The sequence below is a fragment of the Pseudomonas sp. BN606 genome, from assembly GCF_029873115.1.
GTDB lineage: Bacteria > Pseudomonadota > Gammaproteobacteria > Pseudomonadales > Pseudomonadaceae > Metapseudomonas.
In genome coordinates, this window is the sequence record NZ_SSOF01000076.1 from 1 (window position 1) to 17,940 (window position 17,940).

Consider the following 17,940-nt stretch of genomic DNA (forward strand, 5'->3'; position numbering starts at 1 on the left):
TCAGTGGCTGCTGGCGGCGGCAGCCCCCAGGCCGGTCTGGGCGCGCACGAACTGGTCGTCATAGGCGGCGCGTTCGCGGCTGGCGCGGGCGCTGCGATCGAGTGTGGAGACGACGATGATCACCAGGAACGCCAGCGGCATGGAGAACAGCGCCGGCTGGTCGTAGGGGAACAGTGCCTTCTCATGGCCCAGCACGCCGACCCAGACGGCCGGTGCACAGATCACCAGGGCCAGGGCGCTCACCAGCCCGGTCAGCCCGCCCCAGAGGGCACCACGGGTGGTCAGGCCTTTCCAGTACATGGCCATGATCAGCACCGGGAAGTTGGCCGAAGCGGCGACGCCGAAGGTCAGGCCCACGAGGAAGGCGATGTTCATCTGCTCGAAGAGAATGCCCAGGCCGATTGCGACCAGGCCGATAGCCACGGTGGCGATGCGCGACACCCGCATTTCATCCTTCTCGCTGGCGTGCCCCTTTTTCAGCACAGAGGCATAGAGGTCGTGGGAGATGGCCGAGGCGCCCGCCAGGGCAAGGCCTGCAACCACGGCGAGGATGGTGGCGAAGGCTACGGCGGAGAGGAAACCGAGGAACAGGTTGCCGCCCACTGCCTGGGCCAGGTGCATGGCGACCATGTTGCCGCCGCCCACCAGGGCGCCACCCAGCTTGCCGTCGACGAAGTACTGCGGGTCGGTGCCGACGATCACGATCGCGGTGTAGCCGAGCACGCAGACCACCAGGAAGAAGAAACCGATGAAGCCGGTGGCGAACAGCACCGAGCGGCGGGCTTCCCTGGCATTGGGCACAGTGAAGAAGCGCATCAGGATGTGTGGCAGGCCGGCGATGCCGAACACCAGGCCGAGGGACAGCGAGACGGCACTGATCGGGTCGGCCAGCAAGGTACCGGGCCCCATGATCTTGACGCCGCTGGCGTGTACGGCGACCGCTCGCTCGGCCAGGTTCTCGAAGCTGAAGCCGAACTCGCTCATGGCCATCAGCACCAGTGCGGTGCCACCGGCCAGCAGCAGGACGGCCTTGGTGATCTGCACCCAGGTGGTGGCGATCATGCCGCCGAAGATCACGTAGACCAGCATCAGGACACCGACCACTACCACGGCCAGTTGATAGTCCAGGCCGAACAGCAGCTTGATCAGTTGGCCGGCGCCGACCATCTGCACGACCAGGTAGCAGCAGACCACGGTCAGCGAGCCGAGGGCGGCGAAGCTGCGAATGCGGGTCTGGTCCAGGCGGTAGGAGACGATGTCGGCGAAGGTGTAGCGGCCCAGGTTGCGCAGGCGCTCGGCCATCAGGAAGGTGACGATGGGCCAGCCGACGAAGAAGCCGATGATGTAGACGAAGCCGTCGTAGCCCTTGGCGAACACCAGGCTCGAAAGGCCCAGCAGGGTGGCCGCCGACATGTAGTCGCCGGCAATCGCCAGGCCGTTCTGGAAGCCCGAGATGCCACCGCCAGCGGTGTAGAAGTCGGCGGCGGAGCGGGTGCGGCGCGCGGCCCACCAGGTGATGGCCAGGGTGGCCAGGACAAAGACGAAGAACATGCCGATGGCATGCAGGTTGAGGGGTTGCTTCTGCGCCGTGATGGTGTCGGCGAAGCCGCTCAGCGGCGCGAGGGCAAGGAGGGCGAGGAGGGCTTTCATGCCTGACCCTCCGCGAGGATTTCCGCGCTCAGTGCATCGAAGCGGTTATTGGCGTGACGCACGTACCAGGCGGTCAGCAGCCAGGAAAGAACGATGATGGCGGCACCCAGCGGGATGCCGCGGCTGAGATGGCTGCCCTCGTAGAGCGGCAGGTGCAGCCAGCCGGGGACAAAGGCCACGAGCATGATGAACAGGTAGTAGACCGCCAGCACCAGGGCGCTGAGCGACCAGGCGAGAACGGCGCGCTCCTGGGCCAGGCGCTGGAACTTCGGGTTGGCCATGATGCGAGCGCTGGCCGAGGTGTTGGGGGAGTGGTGAGGTGTCATATCGGGCTCCGCTTGTTGTTGTTGTCGATGCCTGTAGCCGGCCGCCGCAGCTTTTTCGGGCATGCGACTGCCCTTGGCGGCAACCACTGGCTGCCGCCCTGTTCCTGGGTCTCTGGTGTGTCCGGCTGCTGCCGGAGTCGGATTAGAGGTTCTTTGCCATTTCCCGCAGGACGTACTTCTGGACCTTGCCGGTGGAGGTTTTTGGCAATTGGGTGAAGATCACCGTCCTTGGCACCTTGAAGCCGGCCAAGTGCTCGCGGCAGAAGGCGATGATGTCGGCCTCGCGCGTCTCCTGCTGGTCGGCCTTGAGGGTGATGAAGGCGCAGGGGGTTTCACCCCATTTCTCGTCCGGGCGCGCCACCACGGCCGCTTCCAGTACCGCCGGGTGGCGGTAGAGCACGCCTTCCAGCTCGATAGTGGAGATGTTCTCGCCGCCGGAAATGATGATGTCCTTCAGCCGGTCGCGGATTTCCACGTAGCCGTCCGGGTGGCAGACCGCCAGATCGCCGGTGTGGAACCAGCCGCCCTCGAAGGCTTCGCTGGTGGCGCTGGGGTTCTTCAGGTAGCCCTTCATCACGGTGTTGCCGCGCATGAAGATCTCGCCGATGGTCTGGCCGTCCATGGGAACCGGTTCGAGGGTCTTCGGATCGGCCACCATCACGCCTTCCAGGGTGGGGTAGCGCACGCCCTGGCGGGATTTGATGCGGGCGCGCTCTTCCAGCGGAAGTTCGTCCCATTCGTCATGCCATGCGCAGACGGTCACCGGCCCGTAGACCTCGGTGAGGCCGTAGACATGGGTCACGCGGATGCCCATTTCCTCCACCGCGCCAATCACCTTGGCCGGCGGTGCGGCGCCCGCCACCATGGCGTTTACCGGGTGGTCGATGGCGGCCTTGGCCGATTCGGGCATGTTCACCAGCGCGTTGAGCACGATGGGCGCACCGCACAGGTGGCTGACCTGGTGTTCGCGAATCAGGTTGAGGATCTTCTGTGGGTCGACCCGGCGCAGGAATACATGCACGCCTGCCAGGGCAGTCACGGTCCAGGGGTAGCACCAGCCGTTGCAGTGGAACATCGGCAGGGTCCAGAGGTAGGCCGGATGGTTGCCCATGTTCCAGGTCATCTGGTTGCCCAGGGCGTTCAGGTAGGCGCCGCGGTGGTGGTAGACCACGCCCTTGGGGTTGCCGGTGGTGCCGGAGGTGTAGTTCAGCGAGATGGCCTGCCATTCATCCTCGGGCCATTGCCAGGCGTAGTCCGGGTCGCCCTCTGCCAGCAGCGCCTCGTAATCCAGCTCGCTCACGGCCTGGCCTTCGCCGTATTCCGGGTCGTCGACGTCGATCACCAGTGGCGGGTGGTCGAGCATGCCGATGGCGGCGCGGATCACTTCATGAAACTCGCGGTCGGTGATCAGCACCTTGGCCTCGCCGTGCTGCAGCATGAAGGCGATGGCCTCAGCGTCCAGGCGCACGTTCAGGGTGTTGAGCACCGCGCCGATCATCGGCACGCCGAAGTGCGCCTCGAGCATCTGCGGGATATTCGGCAGCATCACCGCCACCGTGTCGCCCTTACCGATGCCGCGGCTGGCCAGGGCCGAGGCCAGGCGCCGGCAGCGCGCGTAGGTCTGCGCCCAGTTGCGGCGGATAGAGCCGTGGATCACGGCCGGGTAATGGGGGTAAACGGCGGCAGTGCGCTCGATGAAGCTGAGGGGGGAGAGGGCGATGTGGTTGACGGCGGCAGGGGCGAGGCCCTGATCGTAGATCGACATGCTGGATACCCGGCGGCTGATTATTAGCTCTTCTGCACCGGCGCATCTGGAAGAGGCCGATGGTTCTCTGGGGTGATTTATATAACAAGCTTGTGGGCATGTGGAAGTACTTCTAGAGTCGTATAGTAAAACTACTATAGTGTTTCTGTTCCTTCCGTAGACCGGTATATCCTTGCCCACCCCCTGCCGCTGGACTCGCTATGACCCAGACCCCGGTTCGACTTCACACCTGGCTGCGCCTGCAGCGCGAGGGCGTGTCCCTGGCCGCCCGCGCCGATGCCCTGTGCCGGGCGTTGCGCGGCTGCCCCGAGGTACGCCAGGCCTTCTATCTGAGCTGGCAGTCTGGTGCGTCCATCTACAGCCATGAAGGCAGCGGTCAGCAGCTACCACCAGGGCAGGGCGATCCGCTGCAAGCCAGCGATGAACGCCTGGTCGAGCGTCTGGCAGAGGATGGGCGGCTGTCGTTGCATCAGCTCCGCCAGCTCGACTGCTGGCTGGCTGGACGTCTGCGCCGGGCCGCGATCAGCCATGGCCAAGCGTTTGACCTGACGCTGGAGATCGGCCAGCGGGGGCTGCTGCTGGTGGAAGTGCACGAAGGCGTGGGGCTGGATTGGCTGGGCTGCGTGCACGAATTGCTCACCACTCTACTCGGCAGCGTCAACGGCCTACTGCGCGCTTCGCCGCTGCTCGGCCATGACCCGCAGCCGAGCCTGCTGGTGGATGCCGGGGCCGCCCCCCTGGAACTGAACGCCGCGCTGCTGGCGATGCTTGGGGAAATGCCCCTGGCCGACGTGTTGCGTTTTTTGCCGGTGAACCATTCCTCTCTTGTGCGTGCCTGTCTGGCCCAGGAGCGCGCCATCGAAGGGGTGGAGGCCCAGTGCGGCGAGCGCATGCTGATCTGGACCTATATCCCCGACCCGCGGGAGCGACGGGTGGTGGCGCGCTGCCGCGAAGCTACCGCGCAGATCCTCGCCGAACGCGAGGCGGCACGGGCGCGTCGGCTCTACCGGCTGATCACTGAGAACACCACCGACCTGATTTCCCGGCACACTCCCGAAGGCCGTTTCCTCGACGCCTCGCCGGCCTCCTGGACCCTGCTCGGCTACTGGCCGGAAGAGCTGCGCGGACAGCTCGCCCAGTGCCTCTTCCATCCCCAGGAACTGGCCCAACTGGTACAGCGCGCCCGGGATGCGCTGGAGCAAGACGGTTATCACACGATGACTTACCGCATTCGCAATCGCGCCGGGCATTACCTATGGTTCGAGACGGCCAGCCGCGCCATTCGCGAGACCTACACCGGGGCCGTGGTGGAGGTGGTCAGCGTTTCCCGCGACATCACCGCGCGGGTGCAGGCCGAGGAGAACCGGCGACGCCTGGCCGAGGTAGTGGAGGCCAATACCGACCCGGTGCTGTTCGTCGACCCCTCTGGGCACATCACGTACCTCAATCCGGCTGCCCGTCGTGCCCTGCGCCTGGAGGCCCGGCAGCCGATGCCGGCGCTGGCCGAGGTGATGCTGGCGGATGATTTGGCGCGCCTGCAGCGCGAGGGCTGGCGCACCGCCGAGCGCAAGGGCGTGTGGAGCATCGATTCGCGGCTGCTGCCCCCAGATGGCAGCGCATCGGTGCCCGTGTCCATGGTGCTGCTGGCCCACAGCACGGCGGGGGGCGAACGCTACTACTCACTGGTGGCCCACGACATGACCGAGCGCGAGCTGCGCGAGGCTCAGCAGCGTCGCCACCAGGATGAGCTGGCGCACACCGCACGGCTGGTGACTTTGGGCGAACTGGCCTCCGGCATCGCCCACGAGATCAACCAGCCGCTCGCCGCGGTGGTCAACTACGCCAGTGCCAGCCAGCGCTACCTGCAATCCCTGGGCAGCAACCCCAAGGCGGCGGAGCGCGTGGCCCAGGGGCTGGAGCGCATCACCGAACACGCCAACCATGCCTCGGAAGTGATCAAGCGGCTAAGGGCCTTCCTGCGCAAGGGGCAGCGCAAGATGCAGGCGCTGGACGTGGCCGAAGTGGCCCGCGAAGCGGTGCGCCTGTGCGCTTGGGAAGCCAGCGCCTGCCAGGTGGCGATCGCCGAGCAATTACCGGACAATCTGCCGCCGGTTTACGCCGATCGGGTGTTGCTGGAACAGGTGCTGCTCAACCTGTTGCGCAACGCAATCGACGCCAACCGCGAGGCTCATCCCGGTCGGGAATCGGTGATCCGGTTGGCTGCCAGTGCACAGGACGGACAACTGCTCATCGAGGTTTGCGATCAGGGGCCAGGGCTCGGCGAAAAGGAACTGGCGCGCATCTTCACTCCCTTCTATACCAGCAAGCCGGATGGCCTGGGCCTGGGGCTGTCGATGAGCCGCAGCATTATCGAAGGATTCGGTGGCGCCCTGGACGGAATGCCGAACGGGGAGGGCGGGCTGCTCATGCGCTGCCGCCTGCCGCTGCAATAACAAGAAGGTAACAGGAGCGATTTGATGTCCAACAGTGGCGAACAGGTGGTCTATGTGGTGGACGACGACCAGGGCATGCTCGATTCCACGGTCTGGCTCCTGGAGTCGGTAGGTCTCAAGGCGCTGCCCTTCACCAGCGGCCGCGCCTTCCTCGACGCCTGCGATGCCAGCCTCGACGCCTGTGTATTGCTCGACGTGCGCATGCCCGGCATGGGAGGCCTCAATGTGCAGGAAGAAATGCGCAGCCGCGGCCTCGACCTGCCTGTGATCTTCGTCAGTGGCCACGCGGATGTGCCGATTGTGGTACGCGCCTTCAAGGCGGGCGCTCATGATTTCATCGAGAAGCCCTACAACGAACAGCTCCTGCTCGATAGCGTGCAGCAGGCATTGTCCCGCGCTGACCACCAGCGCACCGTCTCAGGTAACCAGGGGCAGTTGCAGGAGTGTCTCGACAGTCTGACTCCGCGTGAGCGCGATGTACTGCTGCCGCTGGTGCAGGGCTACACCAACCGCGAGATTGCCGAGCAGTTGGACATTAGCGTGAAGACCATCGACCTCTATCGTGCCCGCGTGATGAAACGCATGCAGGCCGAGCGCCTGCCTGACCTGGTGGGCATGGCCATCGCGGCCGGCCTGGTGGACCCTCTGAAACTGCGCTAGGCAGAACCCGAGTGTTCAGCCGTAGGGTGGACCACGCTTCACTGGTCCACCATCGAGGTCCGGTATGGCGCCGCTGGTGAATGGAAAAGCGCCATTCACCCTGCGGGGCTGCGGCTTTGACATGGAATCTCCCTCAGGCAGGGTTAATGTTTAGTCGTTGGTTAACCAAAGATAGGAAAACCTGAATTTTATTCACCCATCCCGCCGTGCGAGCCTCCAACGCATTCCAATAAAGCAGCTTTCCCACATGGGTTGTTCCACTCCGCACACTTCTCCGCTCCGCGCCCTGACCCTCGGTCAGAGCCGCGCTGCCCGCCGTGCTCCCGGAGTCGCTCCCAAGGTCCAGTTCTTCCGTAAGTGGGCCTCCCATCTCGTGATTTCCCTGCCGCTCGAACTTGCTTTCTGGGCGCTCTGGCATTGCCGCCACGCTCGTCCGCCGGACAGCGCTCTCGCCTGATCGGGCCGCCATCGCTGCGGCCAACCTCACCCAGAAAGAGAAATTCGACCCTTGCCCGAACCGGTGAGGGCCAGTTTGCGTGCCCATGGGCACTAAAGAGAGCGACATGACATTTGCCAGCGTGCAGGAAGCCCGGGATTTCCTCGAACAGAATCCGGACATCGACGCATTCGAACTCTTCATCCTCGACGCCAATGGCGTGCCTCGCGGCAAGCTGCTGCATCGCGACGAGCTCCTGGCCGTTTACGAAACCGGCCGTCCGTTACCCAGCACTATCCTGGGCCTGACCATGCATGGCGAGGATGTGGAAAACTCCGGCCTGGTGTGGGATGTGGGCGATATCGATTGCCGCGCCTATCCGCTGGCCGGCAGCCTGGTTCGCATGCCCTGGCGCAAGATGCCCACCGCCGCCGTGCAGGTCAGCATGCACCCGCAAGAGGGCATGCCCGCCGCCATCGCGGACCCGCGTCATGTGCTGGTGGAAGTGATCGATCGCCTCAAGGCCGATGGCTTACACCCGGTAATGGCCTGCGAGCTGGAGTTCTACCTGCTGGACCAGAAGCGCGACGCTGACGGCCGTCCGCAGCCGGCGCTGGATGCCGATGGCCACCGCCCGCGTGGCACCCAGGTCTATGGTCTGCGTGAGCTGGAACAGATCGAGCCGTTCCTCGCCGATCTCTATGCCGCCTGCAAGGCTCAAGGCATCCCGGCGCGCACCGCGATCTCCGAATATGCTCCGGGCCAGGTGGAAATCACCCTGGAACATGGCGATGCGCTGCAAGCCATGGATCAGGCGGTGCGTTACAAGCGCCTGGTCAAGGGCGTTGCCCACGCCCACGGCATGCAGGCCTGCTTCATGGCCAAGCCCTTTGCCGAGATCGCCGGCACCGGCATGCACATGCATGTGAGCCTCGCCGACGCCGAAGGCCGCAACCTGTTCGCCAGCGAAGACCCTGCCGGTACCCCGCTGCTGCGCCAGTCCGTGGGGGGCATGCTCAAGAGCCTGCTGGATTCGCTGCTGCTGTTCTGCCCCAACGCCAACTCCTATCGCCGCTTCCAGGCCAATAGCTACGCACCGCTGGCGCCGACCTGGGGTGTGGATAACCGCACTGTGAGCCTGCGTGTGCCGGGCGGCCCGGCCAACAGCCGGCATATCGAGCACCGCATCTGCGGGGCCGACGCAAACCCGTACCTGGCGGCCGCGGCCATCCTTGCCGGTATCCACCGCGGTATCCGCGAGAACATCGATCCGGGTAATCCGATCGAGGGCAACGGTTACGCCCAGGCCAAGGAGCTGCTGCCCACCGACTGGCTGACTTCACTGTGTGCCCTGGAGCGCTCCAGCTGGGCACGCGACGCGTTCGGTACCGCCTTCCTCGGCGTCTATCTGGCCGTGAAACGCGCCGAGTACCGCCAGTTCATGTCCGAAGTTGGTGAGCAGGACTGGCGCTGGTACCTGAACCAGGCCTAAGCCGGAGAACGACCGTCCGTTTCTGTTTGTGGGAGCGAATTCATTCGCGAATCGCTCCCCGGAATTGAAGGCCCCTGTGGCCAAGAAGGATCCACCCATGACCGCTGCAATCAAACATCCGCTGCCCGCCGCCGAGCGCGCGCCTTCCTATTACTCCGCGACCCTCAACGAGGAGACCGCGTACCCCACGCTCGAAGGTGAAGTGAATGTCGACGTCGCCATTATTGGTGGCGGCTTCACCGGTGTAGCCACGGCAGTGGAAATGGCGGAGCGCGGCTACAAGGTGGCCCTGGTGGAGACCCACAAGATTGGCTGGGGCGCCACCGGCCGCAACGGCGGCCAGGTGACCGGCAGCCTCTCGGGCGATGCGGCCATGCGCAAGCAGATGAGTCGGTTCCTGGGCAAGGATGTGGACGATTTCATTTGGTACCTGCGCTGGCGTGGTCACGAGATCATCAAGAGCCGCGTGGCGAAGTACGGCATCCAGTGCGACCTGAAGCATGGCCACCTGCATGCCGCGATGAAGGCCTCGCACATGGACGAGCTGAAGGCTTCCTATGACGAAGCGGTGCGCCGTGGCATGGCGGACGACGTGACCCTGCTGGATGCGGCCGGCGTGCGCGAACACCTGGATTCCAATCTGTACGTCGGCGCCATCAAGAACACCCGCAACATGCACCTGCATCCGCTGAACCTGTGCATCGGCGAAGCCAAGGCCGCTGCCAGTCTGGGCGCGCTGATCTTCGAGCATTCCGAGGTGCAGGACATCATCCACGGCGACCGCCCGGCGGTGGTCACCAGCCGTGGCCGGATCAACGCCCAGCAAATCCTGCTGGCAGGGGACGTCTACCACAAGCTGGAGCGCAAGAAGCTCAAGGGCATGATCTTCCCGGCCATGGGCGGGATCGTTACCACCAAACCCCTGGGCGACCTGGCCAAGGAACTCAACCCGCAGGACCTGGCCGTGTACGACTGCCGCTTCGTGCTCGACTACTACCGCATGACGGGCGATGGTCGCCTGCTGTTCGGCGGTGGTGCCAACTACTCCGGCCGCGACTCCCGCGATATCGCCGCAGAGCTGCGCCCCTGCATCGAGCGCACGTTCCCGAAACTCAAGGGCGTGGAGATCGACTTCAAGTGGAGCTGCGCCATGGGCATCGTGATGAACCGCATCCCGCAGCTGGGCAAGCTGTCGAAGAACGTCTGGTACTGCCAGGGCTACTCCGGCCACGGCGTGGCGACCACCCACATCATGGGTGAGGTCATGGCCAATGCCATTAGCGGCAGCCTGGAGAAGTTCGACACCTTCGCCCAGTGCCAGCATATCCGGGTGCCGCTGAGCGAGCGCCTCGGCAATCACATGCTGGCGGTAGGCATGTGGTACTACCAGATGATGGAAAAGCTGCGCTGACCGATTTGTTGTGCGTCCTTATAAAGCCGGCCTTGTGCCGGCTTCTTTTTGTCTGGCTGGTCCCCTGAGCTGATAGCGCTTGGGGTCGGCCTGTCTGCACTGAATGTTGCAGGTAGCTCCATTGCCCGTATGAGCTGGCTTGCCAGCGAATGGCCCCTTTTCGCTAGCAAGCTAGCTCCTACAAGGCTCCTGGACCGAAGGTCGATCCGCTGCACCAACAAAAAGCCCCGCATTTGCGGGGCTTTCAGGCAAGGCGCCAATCACAGGTCGAAGTCGTAGTCGGAAAGCTGTTTCTGCAGGCGGCGTTCTTCGAGGTAGTTGTCGATGATGCGGCGCTTGGTCAGGTTGGTCTTCGCGGTTTCGGCCGGGGCTTCCGAATCGTCGGATTCCTCGGAGACGAATTCCTCTTCGAGTTCGATTTCTTCTTTGGCAGTGGTCATAAGGTTCACTCCACAATGCGGGGCGCTATTGGCGCACCTTATAACCACAAAGCCAGAGCCGGTAAAAAAGATTTTTTCAATCAGATACCTGAGTGAATCAATAGGACATCAATCGTCGGACGTCTTCGCCTTGTATTCGCACAGGTCCTCTATACGGCATGCGCCACAGCGCGGTTTGCGGGCCACGCAGACATAGCGGCCGTGCAGGATCAGCCAGTGGTGGGCATCCAGCAGGAATTCTTTTGGCACGAATTTCAGCAGCTTTTTCTCGACTTCCAGCACGTTTTTACCGGGGGCGATGCCGGTGCGATTGCTGACTCGGAAGATGTGCGTGTCCACGGCCATGGCGGGTTGGCGGAAGGCGGTATTGAGCACCACGTTGGCCGTCTTGCGGCCCACGCCGGGCAGGGCCTCGAGGTCCTCGCGGTTGTCCGGCACCTGGCTGCCGTGCTTCTCGACGAGGATGCGGCACGTCTCGATGACGTTCTTTGCCTTGCTGTTGTACAGGCCGATGGTCTTGATGTACTCCGACAGGCCTTCCACACCCAGGGCATGGATGGCTTCCGGGGTATTGGCCACCGGGTACAGCTTCGCCGTGGCCTTGTTCACACCGACATCGGTCGACTGGGCGGAAAGGATGACCGCGATCAGCAACTCGAACGGCGTGCTGTAGGCCAGTTCGGTGGTGGGGTTGGGGTCGTCGTCGTGGAGGCGGCGGAAGATTTCGTAGCGTTTGGCGGCGTTCATCAGGAGTCAGCGGTCTTCGTGGTCAGTTGGCGCCAGAGGGCCATTAGTGTGCCGAGCAGGATAAAGGCGCCAGGTGCGAGGGCGAACAGGAGAATGCCATCGGCGCCGAACTGCAAGCGCCAGCCGAGCGCGACCGGCCCCAGCAGCCAGTCGAAGTGGGCGAACAGACTGGCATGTCCGAGGGCTTCCCGCAGGGTGCCCAGCAGCAGGGCGAGCAACGTGAAGACGAGCCCCGCGCGCAGGCCGCCGGCGGCCGTGGAATCCATTGCGGCGAGTTGCAGGCACGGCAGTACCAGCAGGTAGAGGTAGGGGCCGAGGGCGCGATGCAGCTCGAAGGCGCCGGCCTGCAACAGCAGACTGGCCAGGCTCGTCAGCAGGGCGGCCAGCAGCATCGCGCCGAACCAGTAGCCGGTGTCTTGCAGATGGCGCCGCAGCAACGGCAGGAGCAGGCCAAATACCGCAAGGACAGGCAATCCGGCCAAGGCGAGCCCCAGCCCTTTGATCAGCAGGTCGGTGGCACCTGTCAGCAAGGCCAGGCCCATCAATCCGAGTTGTCTGGCGTTCATGGCGATGGGCTCCCGAGCAGCAATTGGCGATGGCCATCGAAGTACTGCAGCGCGTGCTGGATGGCGCTGACTACGGCGCGGGAAGTGATGGTGGCGCCGGCAATCTGGTCGAACTCGCCCTTGTCGGCCTCGACTCGCCATTCCGCTTCTGGATGGCTGGCCAGGGAGGCGTCGGCGAAGATTTGCAGCCAGCTGCTGCGGGCGGGTTCGATTCGGTCACCTATTCCCGCGGTTTCCCGGTGGTCGAGGACCTTGGTGGCCAGCAGGCGTCCGTCCGGGCGTATGGCCAGCAGCAGGCGGATCGGCCCCTCGTATCCTTTGGCGGTGGCCGGCAGCAGAACGGCTACCGGAGTGCCTTCGCGAGTAGCGAGCCAGGCCTGGGTTGGCGCCGGTTCACCCAGCAGTTCGCTGGCGGGCAGGGTGATGGGTTGGGCCAGTGGATGGTTGTCGTAGCTGCCAGGGGGAAGCAGATCGAGCAGGGCACGCTCGTCGGCGGAGCGGCGTTCGGCCGCTATGCGGCCATCGAGCAGTTGGCTGGTGACGACCACTACGGCCAGGCCAAGTCCCGCCAGTGCGGCCAGCAATGCCAGGCTGCGCCCGTTCATGGCTGCGTCTCCTGGCCACGCGCGGCGAGGCGGTCGAGGGTCGGCACGACCAGGTTCATCAGCAGGATGGCGAAGGCCATGCCGTCCGCATAGCCACCCCAGGTACGGATCGCATACACCAGGACGCCGGCGCCTACGCCGAACAACAGTCGCGCGCGATCACTACCGGCGCCGGATACGGGTTCGGTGGCAATGAAGAACGCACCGAGCATCGTCGCGCCGCTGAACAGGTGGAACAGGGGTGAACCATTGGAGTCCGAGCCGGAGCCGTTCCAGCACAGCAGGCTGATCACGAAGAGACCTGCCAGCAGGCCCACTGGCGCGTGCCAGCGAATCACCTGGCGTTGCAGCAGGAACAGGCCACCCAGCAGGAACGCCAGATTGACCCATTCCGTGCCGCGCCCACCAAAGCTGCCGAACGCGTGGTGACCGGCGAAGAGCTCGTCGATGGTCAGGCGGTTGTTGTGCTTGAGGCTGTCCAGCGCGGTGGCCTGGCTCCAGCCATCCACCAGTCCGCCGCCGAAGCCCAACACCTGCTGCAGGGATTCACCCAGGCCGGGGTGCTGGCCCGGCGCGGGCCATTGGTTGAGGTGTGCCGGGAAGGCCACCAGCACCAGGGCGTAGCCGAGCATGGCCGGGTTGAAGGGGTTCTGGCCAAAACCGCCGAACAGTGCCTTGCCGAACAGCAGGGCAAAGGCACAGGCGCAGGCGGTAAGCCACCAGGGCGAATAGGGCGGCAGGGCAAGTGCCAGCAGCGTGGCGCTGACCAAGGCGCTGCCCTCGCCCAGCAGCGGCTGGTTGAACAGTGAGGTTTCGGGCGTGGCGGGCTGCCGGAGCTGGCGACGTACTACAGCTTCACAGATCAGGGCGACCGGGATGGCGATCATCAATTGCAGGAGGCTGCCCCAGCCGTATTGCCAGAACAGGGCGAGCAGGCCCGGCAGGCAAGCGACCAGCACCAGTTGCATGCTGGGGCGCGGGTCGAAGGCCGGGCGGGTCGTCATGAGCGGACCTGCAAGAAATCGTAGGAGCGAGCTTGCTCGCGAAGAATGCAGTTCCACATCTGTTCGCGAGCAAGCACGCTCCTACAAGGGCTACGGTCTGGGTTGTTCATTTAGTGCTTGCTCAGCCTTATGCAGGCGCTCGCGGGCCTGGGCCAGTGCCGCCGGGTCGGCATCGGGCTGGCGTTCCAGCTTGCTGAGGTCGGCGCGGGCATAAGCCAACTCGGTCTTGATGGCGCGCATGGCTGGGTCAACTGGGCGCTTCTCGATACGCTGCAAATTCGGTGGTTGCTTGCCCGAAGCGTCTTCGGCGGTGTGCAGGGCGGTTTCAGCATCGGCGAGTGCCAGGCGCAAGGACGCCAGTTCGGCCGCGTTCGCGCCCCGATGCTCGGCGCTCTTGAGCGCCGCTCGGTGGCTGGCAAGGGCAATCTTGGCCTGCTTGAGGCGGGCCTCGCCTTCGCTGATGGGGGCGGGTGCGGCTGGCGAGCCATGGGCTGCATCCAGTCGTTGTTGAGCCTGCTCCACGGCCGCACGCAGTTCGACCAGTTGGGCCTGCTGATCCTCAGTGGGGGATTCGCCGAAGGCTTTCTCGGCCCTCGCCAACTGGGTGCGGCTCATTGCAGCGGCGATTTTCGCCTGCTTGAGGGTGGCTTCGTCTGCCTGCGGAGCGGCGTCTTCCAAGGCTGCCTTGAGTGCGGCCTGGGCCTTCTCGTTGGCGGCACGTAATTCGACGACCAGAGCCTGCAAGTCGGAAGTGCCATAAACCTCCAGCTTGTCTTCGGCCTTCTTCAGCGCCACCTGAGCCATGGCAGCTTCGATCTTCAGGCGCTTCTGCTGGTCGCTGAGACTCGGGGTGGCGGCCTTCTGGGCCTTCACCCGTTCGATGGCAGCCTGCACCGCGTCCAGCGGCGCAGCGGCAGTGCTCTGCTGGGCCTCTGCGGCTCGGGCGGCACGGGCTTCGCGTTCAGCCCGGCGACGAGCGTCGTCACGGGCAAGTCGTGCGTTGCGAAACTCGAAACGCTGACGGAACTGGTCGGCGTGCTGGCGCTGGGCGCTTGCGGCAGGTTCGGCCAGGGGCAGGATGTCGATGCAGTCCACGGGACAGGGCGCCACGCAGAGTTCGCAGCCGGTGCATTCATCCGTGATGACGGTGTGCATCTGCTTGGCGGCGCCGACGATGGCGTCCACCGGGCAGGCCTGGATGCACTTGGTGCAGCCAATGCATTCCGCCTCGCGGATGAACGCGATCTGCGGCGGAACCGGGCCGTTGGGTGCATCCAGCGGAAGGGGCTGGACCTTCAGCAGGTCGGCCAGGGCATGAATGGTGGCGCTGCCGCCGGGGGGGCACTTGTTGATTGCCTCGCCCTGGGCGATGCCTTCGGCGTAGGGCTTGCACCCGGGGTGACCACACTTGCCGCACTGGGTTTGTGGCAGCAGGGCGTCGATGCTCTGGATCAGGCTGGCCTGGCTCATTGCGCCCCCATGCCATTGAATCCCAGGAAGGCCAGGCCCATCAGGCCGGCGCAGACCAGCAGCAAGGGCGTGCCGCGAAAGGCGGCCGGCACCTTCGTTTCATCCACTTGCTGCAGCAGATCGTCCAGCAGGGTCAGCACCAACCAGAATCCCAGGCCTCCGCCGAGGCCCAGGCCGATAGCCACTCCAAAGCCGCTCTCACTGCCGATGAGCATGGCGCCCAGTGCTGCACCGTTCGCCAGCAACAGCGGCCAGAGCCCCTCGCGAGGCAGGCTAGGGCAAGCGCGGCCGACGCCTTCGAGGCAGAGCCAGGCGAGCGGGGCGAGCAAAGGCAGGAAGATGAACAGACGTAGCGCGCCCAGCTCCAAAGGAACCAGGATGAACTGGTCGAGCAGCCAGGCAATCGGGGTAGCCACGGCGATCAGCGCGCCACCCGCCAGGGCCAGCGCCCGGCTGCGCGACTGGCGCAGGCTGTCGGCGCCAAGGGGCAGGCCGAGGATGAGGTTGTTGACCAGCGCTGCACCGAGCAGGGTGAAGATGAAGTCGGTCATAGGGACGTAGCGTCGCCAGGCTGAAAAAGGGGCCGCGTATTATCCGGAATGCAGTCGGAGCGGTACAGGGGCACGGCCGTGAGGGCCGGGCTCTGTTACAAGGCTAGCTCAGGACCATGCGAATTCGGTTGGCGGGCTGAAGCCAGCGATGGGCCTCGCTTCCAACGTATCCGGTGCGAGAGTGGATTGCCGGTGCTCCTGAACAAAAATGCCCGCAGGAGCGGGCATTTTTTTTGGAGCTTGTGGTGTTACTTGACGCGCTGACCGGGCTTGGCGCCGCTGTCCGGGCTGAGCAGGTAGATTTCCTCGCCTCCGGGGCCGGCGGCCAGGACCATGCCTTCGGAGACGCCGAACTTCATCTTGCGCGCCGCCAGGTTGGCGACGTACAGGGTGAGGCGGCCTTCCAGCTTGCTCGGGTCCGGGTAGGCGCTCTTGATGCCGGAGAAGACGTTGCGCTTGGCATCGCCGATATCCAGGGTCAGGCGCAGCAGCTTGTCAGCGCCTTCGACGAGCTCGGCCTTCTCGATCAGCGCGATGCGCAGGTCGACGGCGGCGAAGGTGTCGAAGGCGATTTCCGCCGCCAGCGGGTCCTTCGTCAGTTCGCCATTGCCCTTGGGCGCCGAGGCGGCCGCCAGGTCTTCCTTGGAGGCGGCGACCATGGCTTCGATCTTCGCAGGCTCGATGCGGGTCATCAGCGGGTTGAACGGGTTCAGTTGGTGGTCGGCGAGCAGCGTCTTATGGTCATCCCAGGCCAGCGGGGCGACATTGAGGAATTGCTCGGCAGCGACGGCCAGTTGCGGCAGCACGGGCTTGAGGAAGATCACCAGCTGGCGGAACAGGTTGACGCCTGCGGCGCATACGGCCTGCACTTCGGCTTGCTTGCCTTCCTGCTTGGCCAGGGCCCAGGGCGCCTTGTCGGCGATCCAGGCATTGGCGCGGTCGGCCAGGGCCATGATTTCGCGCATGGCGCGGGCGAAGTCACGGTTCTCGTAGGCTTCGGTGATGCTCGGTGCGGCGGCAGCGAACTCGGTGAACAGCTCGGGCGCGGCGTTCTCGGCTACCAGCTTGCCGGCATTGCCCTTGTGGATAAAGCCGGCGCAGCGGCTGGCGATATTGACCACCTTGCCCACCAGGTCGGAGTTGACCTTCTGCACGAAGTCCTCGAGGTTCAGGTCGAGGTCGTCGACGCTGCGGCTCAGCTTGGACGCGTAGTAATAGCGCAGGTATTCCGGCTGCAGGTGATCCAGGTAGGTGCGTGCCTTGATGAAGGTGCCGCGGGACTTGGACATCTTCTGGCCATTCACGGTCAGGTAGCCGTGCACGTTCAGCGCGGTCGGCTTGCGGTAACCGGCGCCTTCGAGCATGGCGGGCCAGAACAGGGCGTGGAAGTTGACGATGTCCTTGCCGATGAAGTGGTACAGCTCGGCGTTGGAGTCCTTGTTCCAGAAGGCGTCGAAGTCCAGTTCCGGGCGGCGCGCGCAGAGGTTCTGGAAGCTCGCCATGTAGCCGATCGGGGCGTCCAGCCAGACATAGAAGTACTTGCCGGGGGCGTCCGGGATCTCGAAGCCGAAGTAAGGCGCGTCACGGCTGATGTCCCACTCCTGCAGGCCAGCGTCCAGCCATTCGGCGATCTTGTTGGCCACCGAATCCTGCAGGGCGCCGCTGCGGGTCCACTCCTTCAGCATGGCGTCGAAGTCCGGCAGCTTGAAGAAGTAGTGCAGGGACTCTTTCAGCACCGGAGTGGCGCCGGAAATGGCGGACTTCGGGTTCTTCAGTTCGGTAGGCGAGTAGGTCGCACCGCACACTTCGCAGTTGTCGCCGTACTGGTCGTCGGCCGCGCATTTCGGGCAGGTGCCCTTGATGAATCGGTCGGCCAGGAACATCTGCTTGTCCGGGTCGAAGTACTGGGTCACCGGACGGGTGGCGATGTGGCCGGCGTCGCGCAGCTTGGTATAGATGCTGCTGGACAGCGCGCGGTTCTCCTCCGAATGGGTGGAGTGGTAATTGTCGAAGTCCACCAGGAAGTCGGCGAAGTCGGTGGTGTGCTCGGCGCGCACGTTGTCGATCAGCTGCTCGGAAGTGATGCCTTCCTTTTCGGCGCGCAGCATGATGGCCGAGCCGTGGGCGTCGTCAGCGCAGACGTAGACAGCCTGGTTGCCACGCATCTTCTGGAAGCGCACCCAGATATCGGTCTGGATGTACTCAACCATATGCCCGAGGTGGATGGACCCGTTGGCATAGGGAAGGGCGCTTGTCACAAGAATCTTGCGGGGCTCGGTCATGGTGCTCGGCTACCGGATACGAAACAAAAGGGAAGTCGGCAACTATATAGGCCCGGCGCGATTTTTTCACCCGTGGGCGACC

15 protein-coding genes are annotated in these 17,940 nt (G+C 64.6%); 4 read left to right on the plus strand and 11 right to left on the minus strand.

Annotated features, from left to right (window positions below; genetic code table 11):
- The 3 genes from E8E75_RS18405 to E8E75_RS18415 all read right to left on the minus strand — a co-directional run bounded on the left by E8E75_RS18405 (position 1) and on the right by E8E75_RS18415 (position 3,741).
- Positions 1-1,650, minus strand: a complete 1,650-nt coding sequence (locus E8E75_RS18405; protein WP_280358947.1) for a cation acetate symporter — start codon at positions 1,648-1,650, stop codon at positions 1-3.
- Positions 1,647-1,976 carry a DUF485 domain-containing protein gene (locus tag E8E75_RS18410; RefSeq protein ID WP_280359624.1) on the minus strand — a complete coding sequence of 110 codons (330 nt, stop codon included), beginning with the start codon at positions 1,974-1,976 and terminating at the stop codon, positions 1,647-1,649. Before E8E75_RS18410 ends, E8E75_RS18405 begins: the two co-directional genes overlap by 4 nt.
- 142 nt (positions 1,977-2,118) lie before the next feature.
- Positions 2,119-3,741 carry an acyl-CoA synthetase gene (locus tag E8E75_RS18415; protein WP_153917252.1) on the minus strand — a complete coding sequence of 541 codons (1,623 nt, stop codon included), beginning with the start codon at positions 3,739-3,741 and terminating at the stop codon, positions 2,119-2,121.
- Positions 3,742-3,941: 200 nt separating this feature from the next.
- Here E8E75_RS18415 and E8E75_RS18420 point away from each other — a divergent pair, with 200 nt between their 5' ends.
- The 4 genes from E8E75_RS18420 (at position 3,942) to E8E75_RS18435 (ending at position 10,193) form a co-directional block, all read left to right on the plus strand.
- Positions 3,942-6,194, plus strand: coding sequence for a PAS domain S-box protein (locus E8E75_RS18420; protein WP_153917255.1), 2,253 nt, complete (start codon positions 3,942-3,944; stop codon positions 6,192-6,194).
- 24 nt (positions 6,195-6,218) lie between these two features.
- Positions 6,219-6,854, plus strand: a complete 636-nt coding sequence (locus E8E75_RS18425) for a response regulator transcription factor (protein WP_120649771.1) — start codon at positions 6,219-6,221, stop codon at positions 6,852-6,854.
- Positions 6,855-7,417: 563 nt separating this feature from the next.
- Positions 7,418-8,782 carry a glutamine synthetase family protein gene (locus E8E75_RS18430; RefSeq protein ID WP_153917257.1) on the plus strand — a complete coding sequence of 455 codons (1,365 nt, stop codon included), beginning with the start codon at positions 7,418-7,420 and terminating at the stop codon, positions 8,780-8,782.
- A 97-nt stretch (positions 8,783-8,879) separates the two neighbouring features.
- Complete coding sequence (locus tag E8E75_RS18435) at positions 8,880-10,193, plus strand: FAD-binding oxidoreductase (protein WP_153917259.1); 1,314 nt, start codon at positions 8,880-8,882, stop codon at positions 10,191-10,193.
- A 260-nt stretch (positions 10,194-10,453) separates the two neighbouring features.
- On the opposite strand, the gene E8E75_RS18440 is transcribed toward E8E75_RS18435, so the two are convergent.
- The 8 genes from E8E75_RS18440 to metG all read right to left on the minus strand — a co-directional run bounded on the left by E8E75_RS18440 (position 10,454) and on the right by metG (position 17,858).
- Positions 10,454-10,633 (minus strand): hypothetical protein, encoded by a 180-nt coding sequence (locus tag E8E75_RS18440; RefSeq protein WP_077527797.1) that lies wholly within the window; start codon positions 10,631-10,633, stop codon positions 10,454-10,456.
- Positions 10,634-10,741: 108 nt separating this feature from the next.
- On the minus strand, positions 10,742-11,380 hold the full coding sequence (gene nth / locus E8E75_RS18445; RefSeq protein WP_120649775.1) for an endonuclease III: 639 nt from the start codon (positions 11,378-11,380) through the stop codon (positions 10,742-10,744).
- Positions 11,380-11,946, minus strand: a complete 567-nt coding sequence (locus tag E8E75_RS18450; protein ID WP_153917261.1) for an Rnf-Nqr domain containing protein — start codon at positions 11,944-11,946, stop codon at positions 11,380-11,382. The genes nth and E8E75_RS18450 overlap by 1 nt, the downstream gene beginning before the upstream one ends.
- Complete coding sequence (locus E8E75_RS18455; RefSeq protein ID WP_153917263.1) at positions 11,943-12,551, minus strand: RnfABCDGE type electron transport complex subunit G; 609 nt, start codon at positions 12,549-12,551, stop codon at positions 11,943-11,945. Before E8E75_RS18455 ends, E8E75_RS18450 begins: the two co-directional genes overlap by 4 nt.
- Positions 12,548-13,555 (minus strand): RnfABCDGE type electron transport complex subunit D, encoded by a 1,008-nt coding sequence (locus E8E75_RS18460; RefSeq protein ID WP_120649778.1) that lies wholly within the window; start codon positions 13,553-13,555, stop codon positions 12,548-12,550. The genes E8E75_RS18455 and E8E75_RS18460 overlap by 4 nt, the downstream gene beginning before the upstream one ends.
- A gap of 90 nt (positions 13,556-13,645) precedes the next feature.
- Complete coding sequence (gene rsxB, locus E8E75_RS18465; protein WP_120649779.1) at positions 13,646-15,025, minus strand: electron transport complex subunit RsxB; 1,380 nt, start codon at positions 15,023-15,025, stop codon at positions 13,646-13,648.
- A complete protein-coding gene (locus E8E75_RS18470; RefSeq protein WP_153917265.1) occupies positions 15,022-15,576 on the minus strand; it encodes an Rnf-Nqr domain containing protein in 555 nt (184 codons plus the stop codon). The genes rsxB and E8E75_RS18470 overlap by 4 nt, the downstream gene beginning before the upstream one ends.
- A gap of 248 nt (positions 15,577-15,824) precedes the next feature.
- A complete protein-coding gene (gene metG, locus E8E75_RS18475; RefSeq protein WP_153917267.1) occupies positions 15,825-17,858 on the minus strand; it encodes a methionine--tRNA ligase in 2,034 nt (677 codons plus the stop codon).
- Positions 17,859-17,940 lie beyond the last annotated feature (82 nt).

Coding starts and splice junctions, on each gene's coding strand:
- E8E75_RS18405 (WP_280358947.1), bottom strand. CDS start 1,650: ATGAAAGCCCTCCTCGCCCTCCTTGCCCTCGCGCCGCTGAGCGGCTTC.
- E8E75_RS18410 (WP_280359624.1), bottom strand. CDS start 1,976: ATGACACCTCACCACTCCCCCAACACCTCGGCCAGCGCTCGCATCATG.
- E8E75_RS18415 (WP_153917252.1), bottom strand. CDS start 3,741: ATGTCGATCTACGATCAGGGCCTCGCCCCTGCCGCCGTCAACCACATC.
- E8E75_RS18420 (WP_153917255.1), top strand. CDS start 3,942: ATGACCCAGACCCCGGTTCGACTTCACACCTGGCTGCGCCTGCAGCGC.
- E8E75_RS18425 (WP_120649771.1), top strand. CDS start 6,219: ATGTCCAACAGTGGCGAACAGGTGGTCTATGTGGTGGACGACGACCAG.
- E8E75_RS18430 (WP_153917257.1), top strand. CDS start 7,418: ATGACATTTGCCAGCGTGCAGGAAGCCCGGGATTTCCTCGAACAGAAT.
- E8E75_RS18435 (WP_153917259.1), top strand. CDS start 8,880: ATGACCGCTGCAATCAAACATCCGCTGCCCGCCGCCGAGCGCGCGCCT.
- E8E75_RS18440 (WP_077527797.1), bottom strand. CDS start 10,633: ATGACCACTGCCAAAGAAGAAATCGAACTCGAAGAGGAATTCGTCTCC.
- nth (WP_120649775.1), bottom strand. CDS start 11,380: ATGAACGCCGCCAAACGCTACGAAATCTTCCGCCGCCTCCACGACGAC.
- E8E75_RS18450 (WP_153917261.1), bottom strand. CDS start 11,946: ATGAACGCCAGACAACTCGGATTGATGGGCCTGGCCTTGCTGACAGGT.
- E8E75_RS18455 (WP_153917263.1), bottom strand. CDS start 12,551: ATGAACGGGCGCAGCCTGGCATTGCTGGCCGCACTGGCGGGACTTGGC.
- E8E75_RS18460 (WP_120649778.1), bottom strand. CDS start 13,555: ATGACGACCCGCCCGGCCTTCGACCCGCGCCCCAGCATGCAACTGGTG.
- rsxB (WP_120649779.1), bottom strand. CDS start 15,025: ATGAGCCAGGCCAGCCTGATCCAGAGCATCGACGCCCTGCTGCCACAA.
- E8E75_RS18470 (WP_153917265.1), bottom strand. CDS start 15,576: ATGACCGACTTCATCTTCACCCTGCTCGGTGCAGCGCTGGTCAACAAC.
- metG (WP_153917267.1), bottom strand. CDS start 17,858: ATGACCGAGCCCCGCAAGATTCTTGTGACAAGCGCCCTTCCCTATGCC.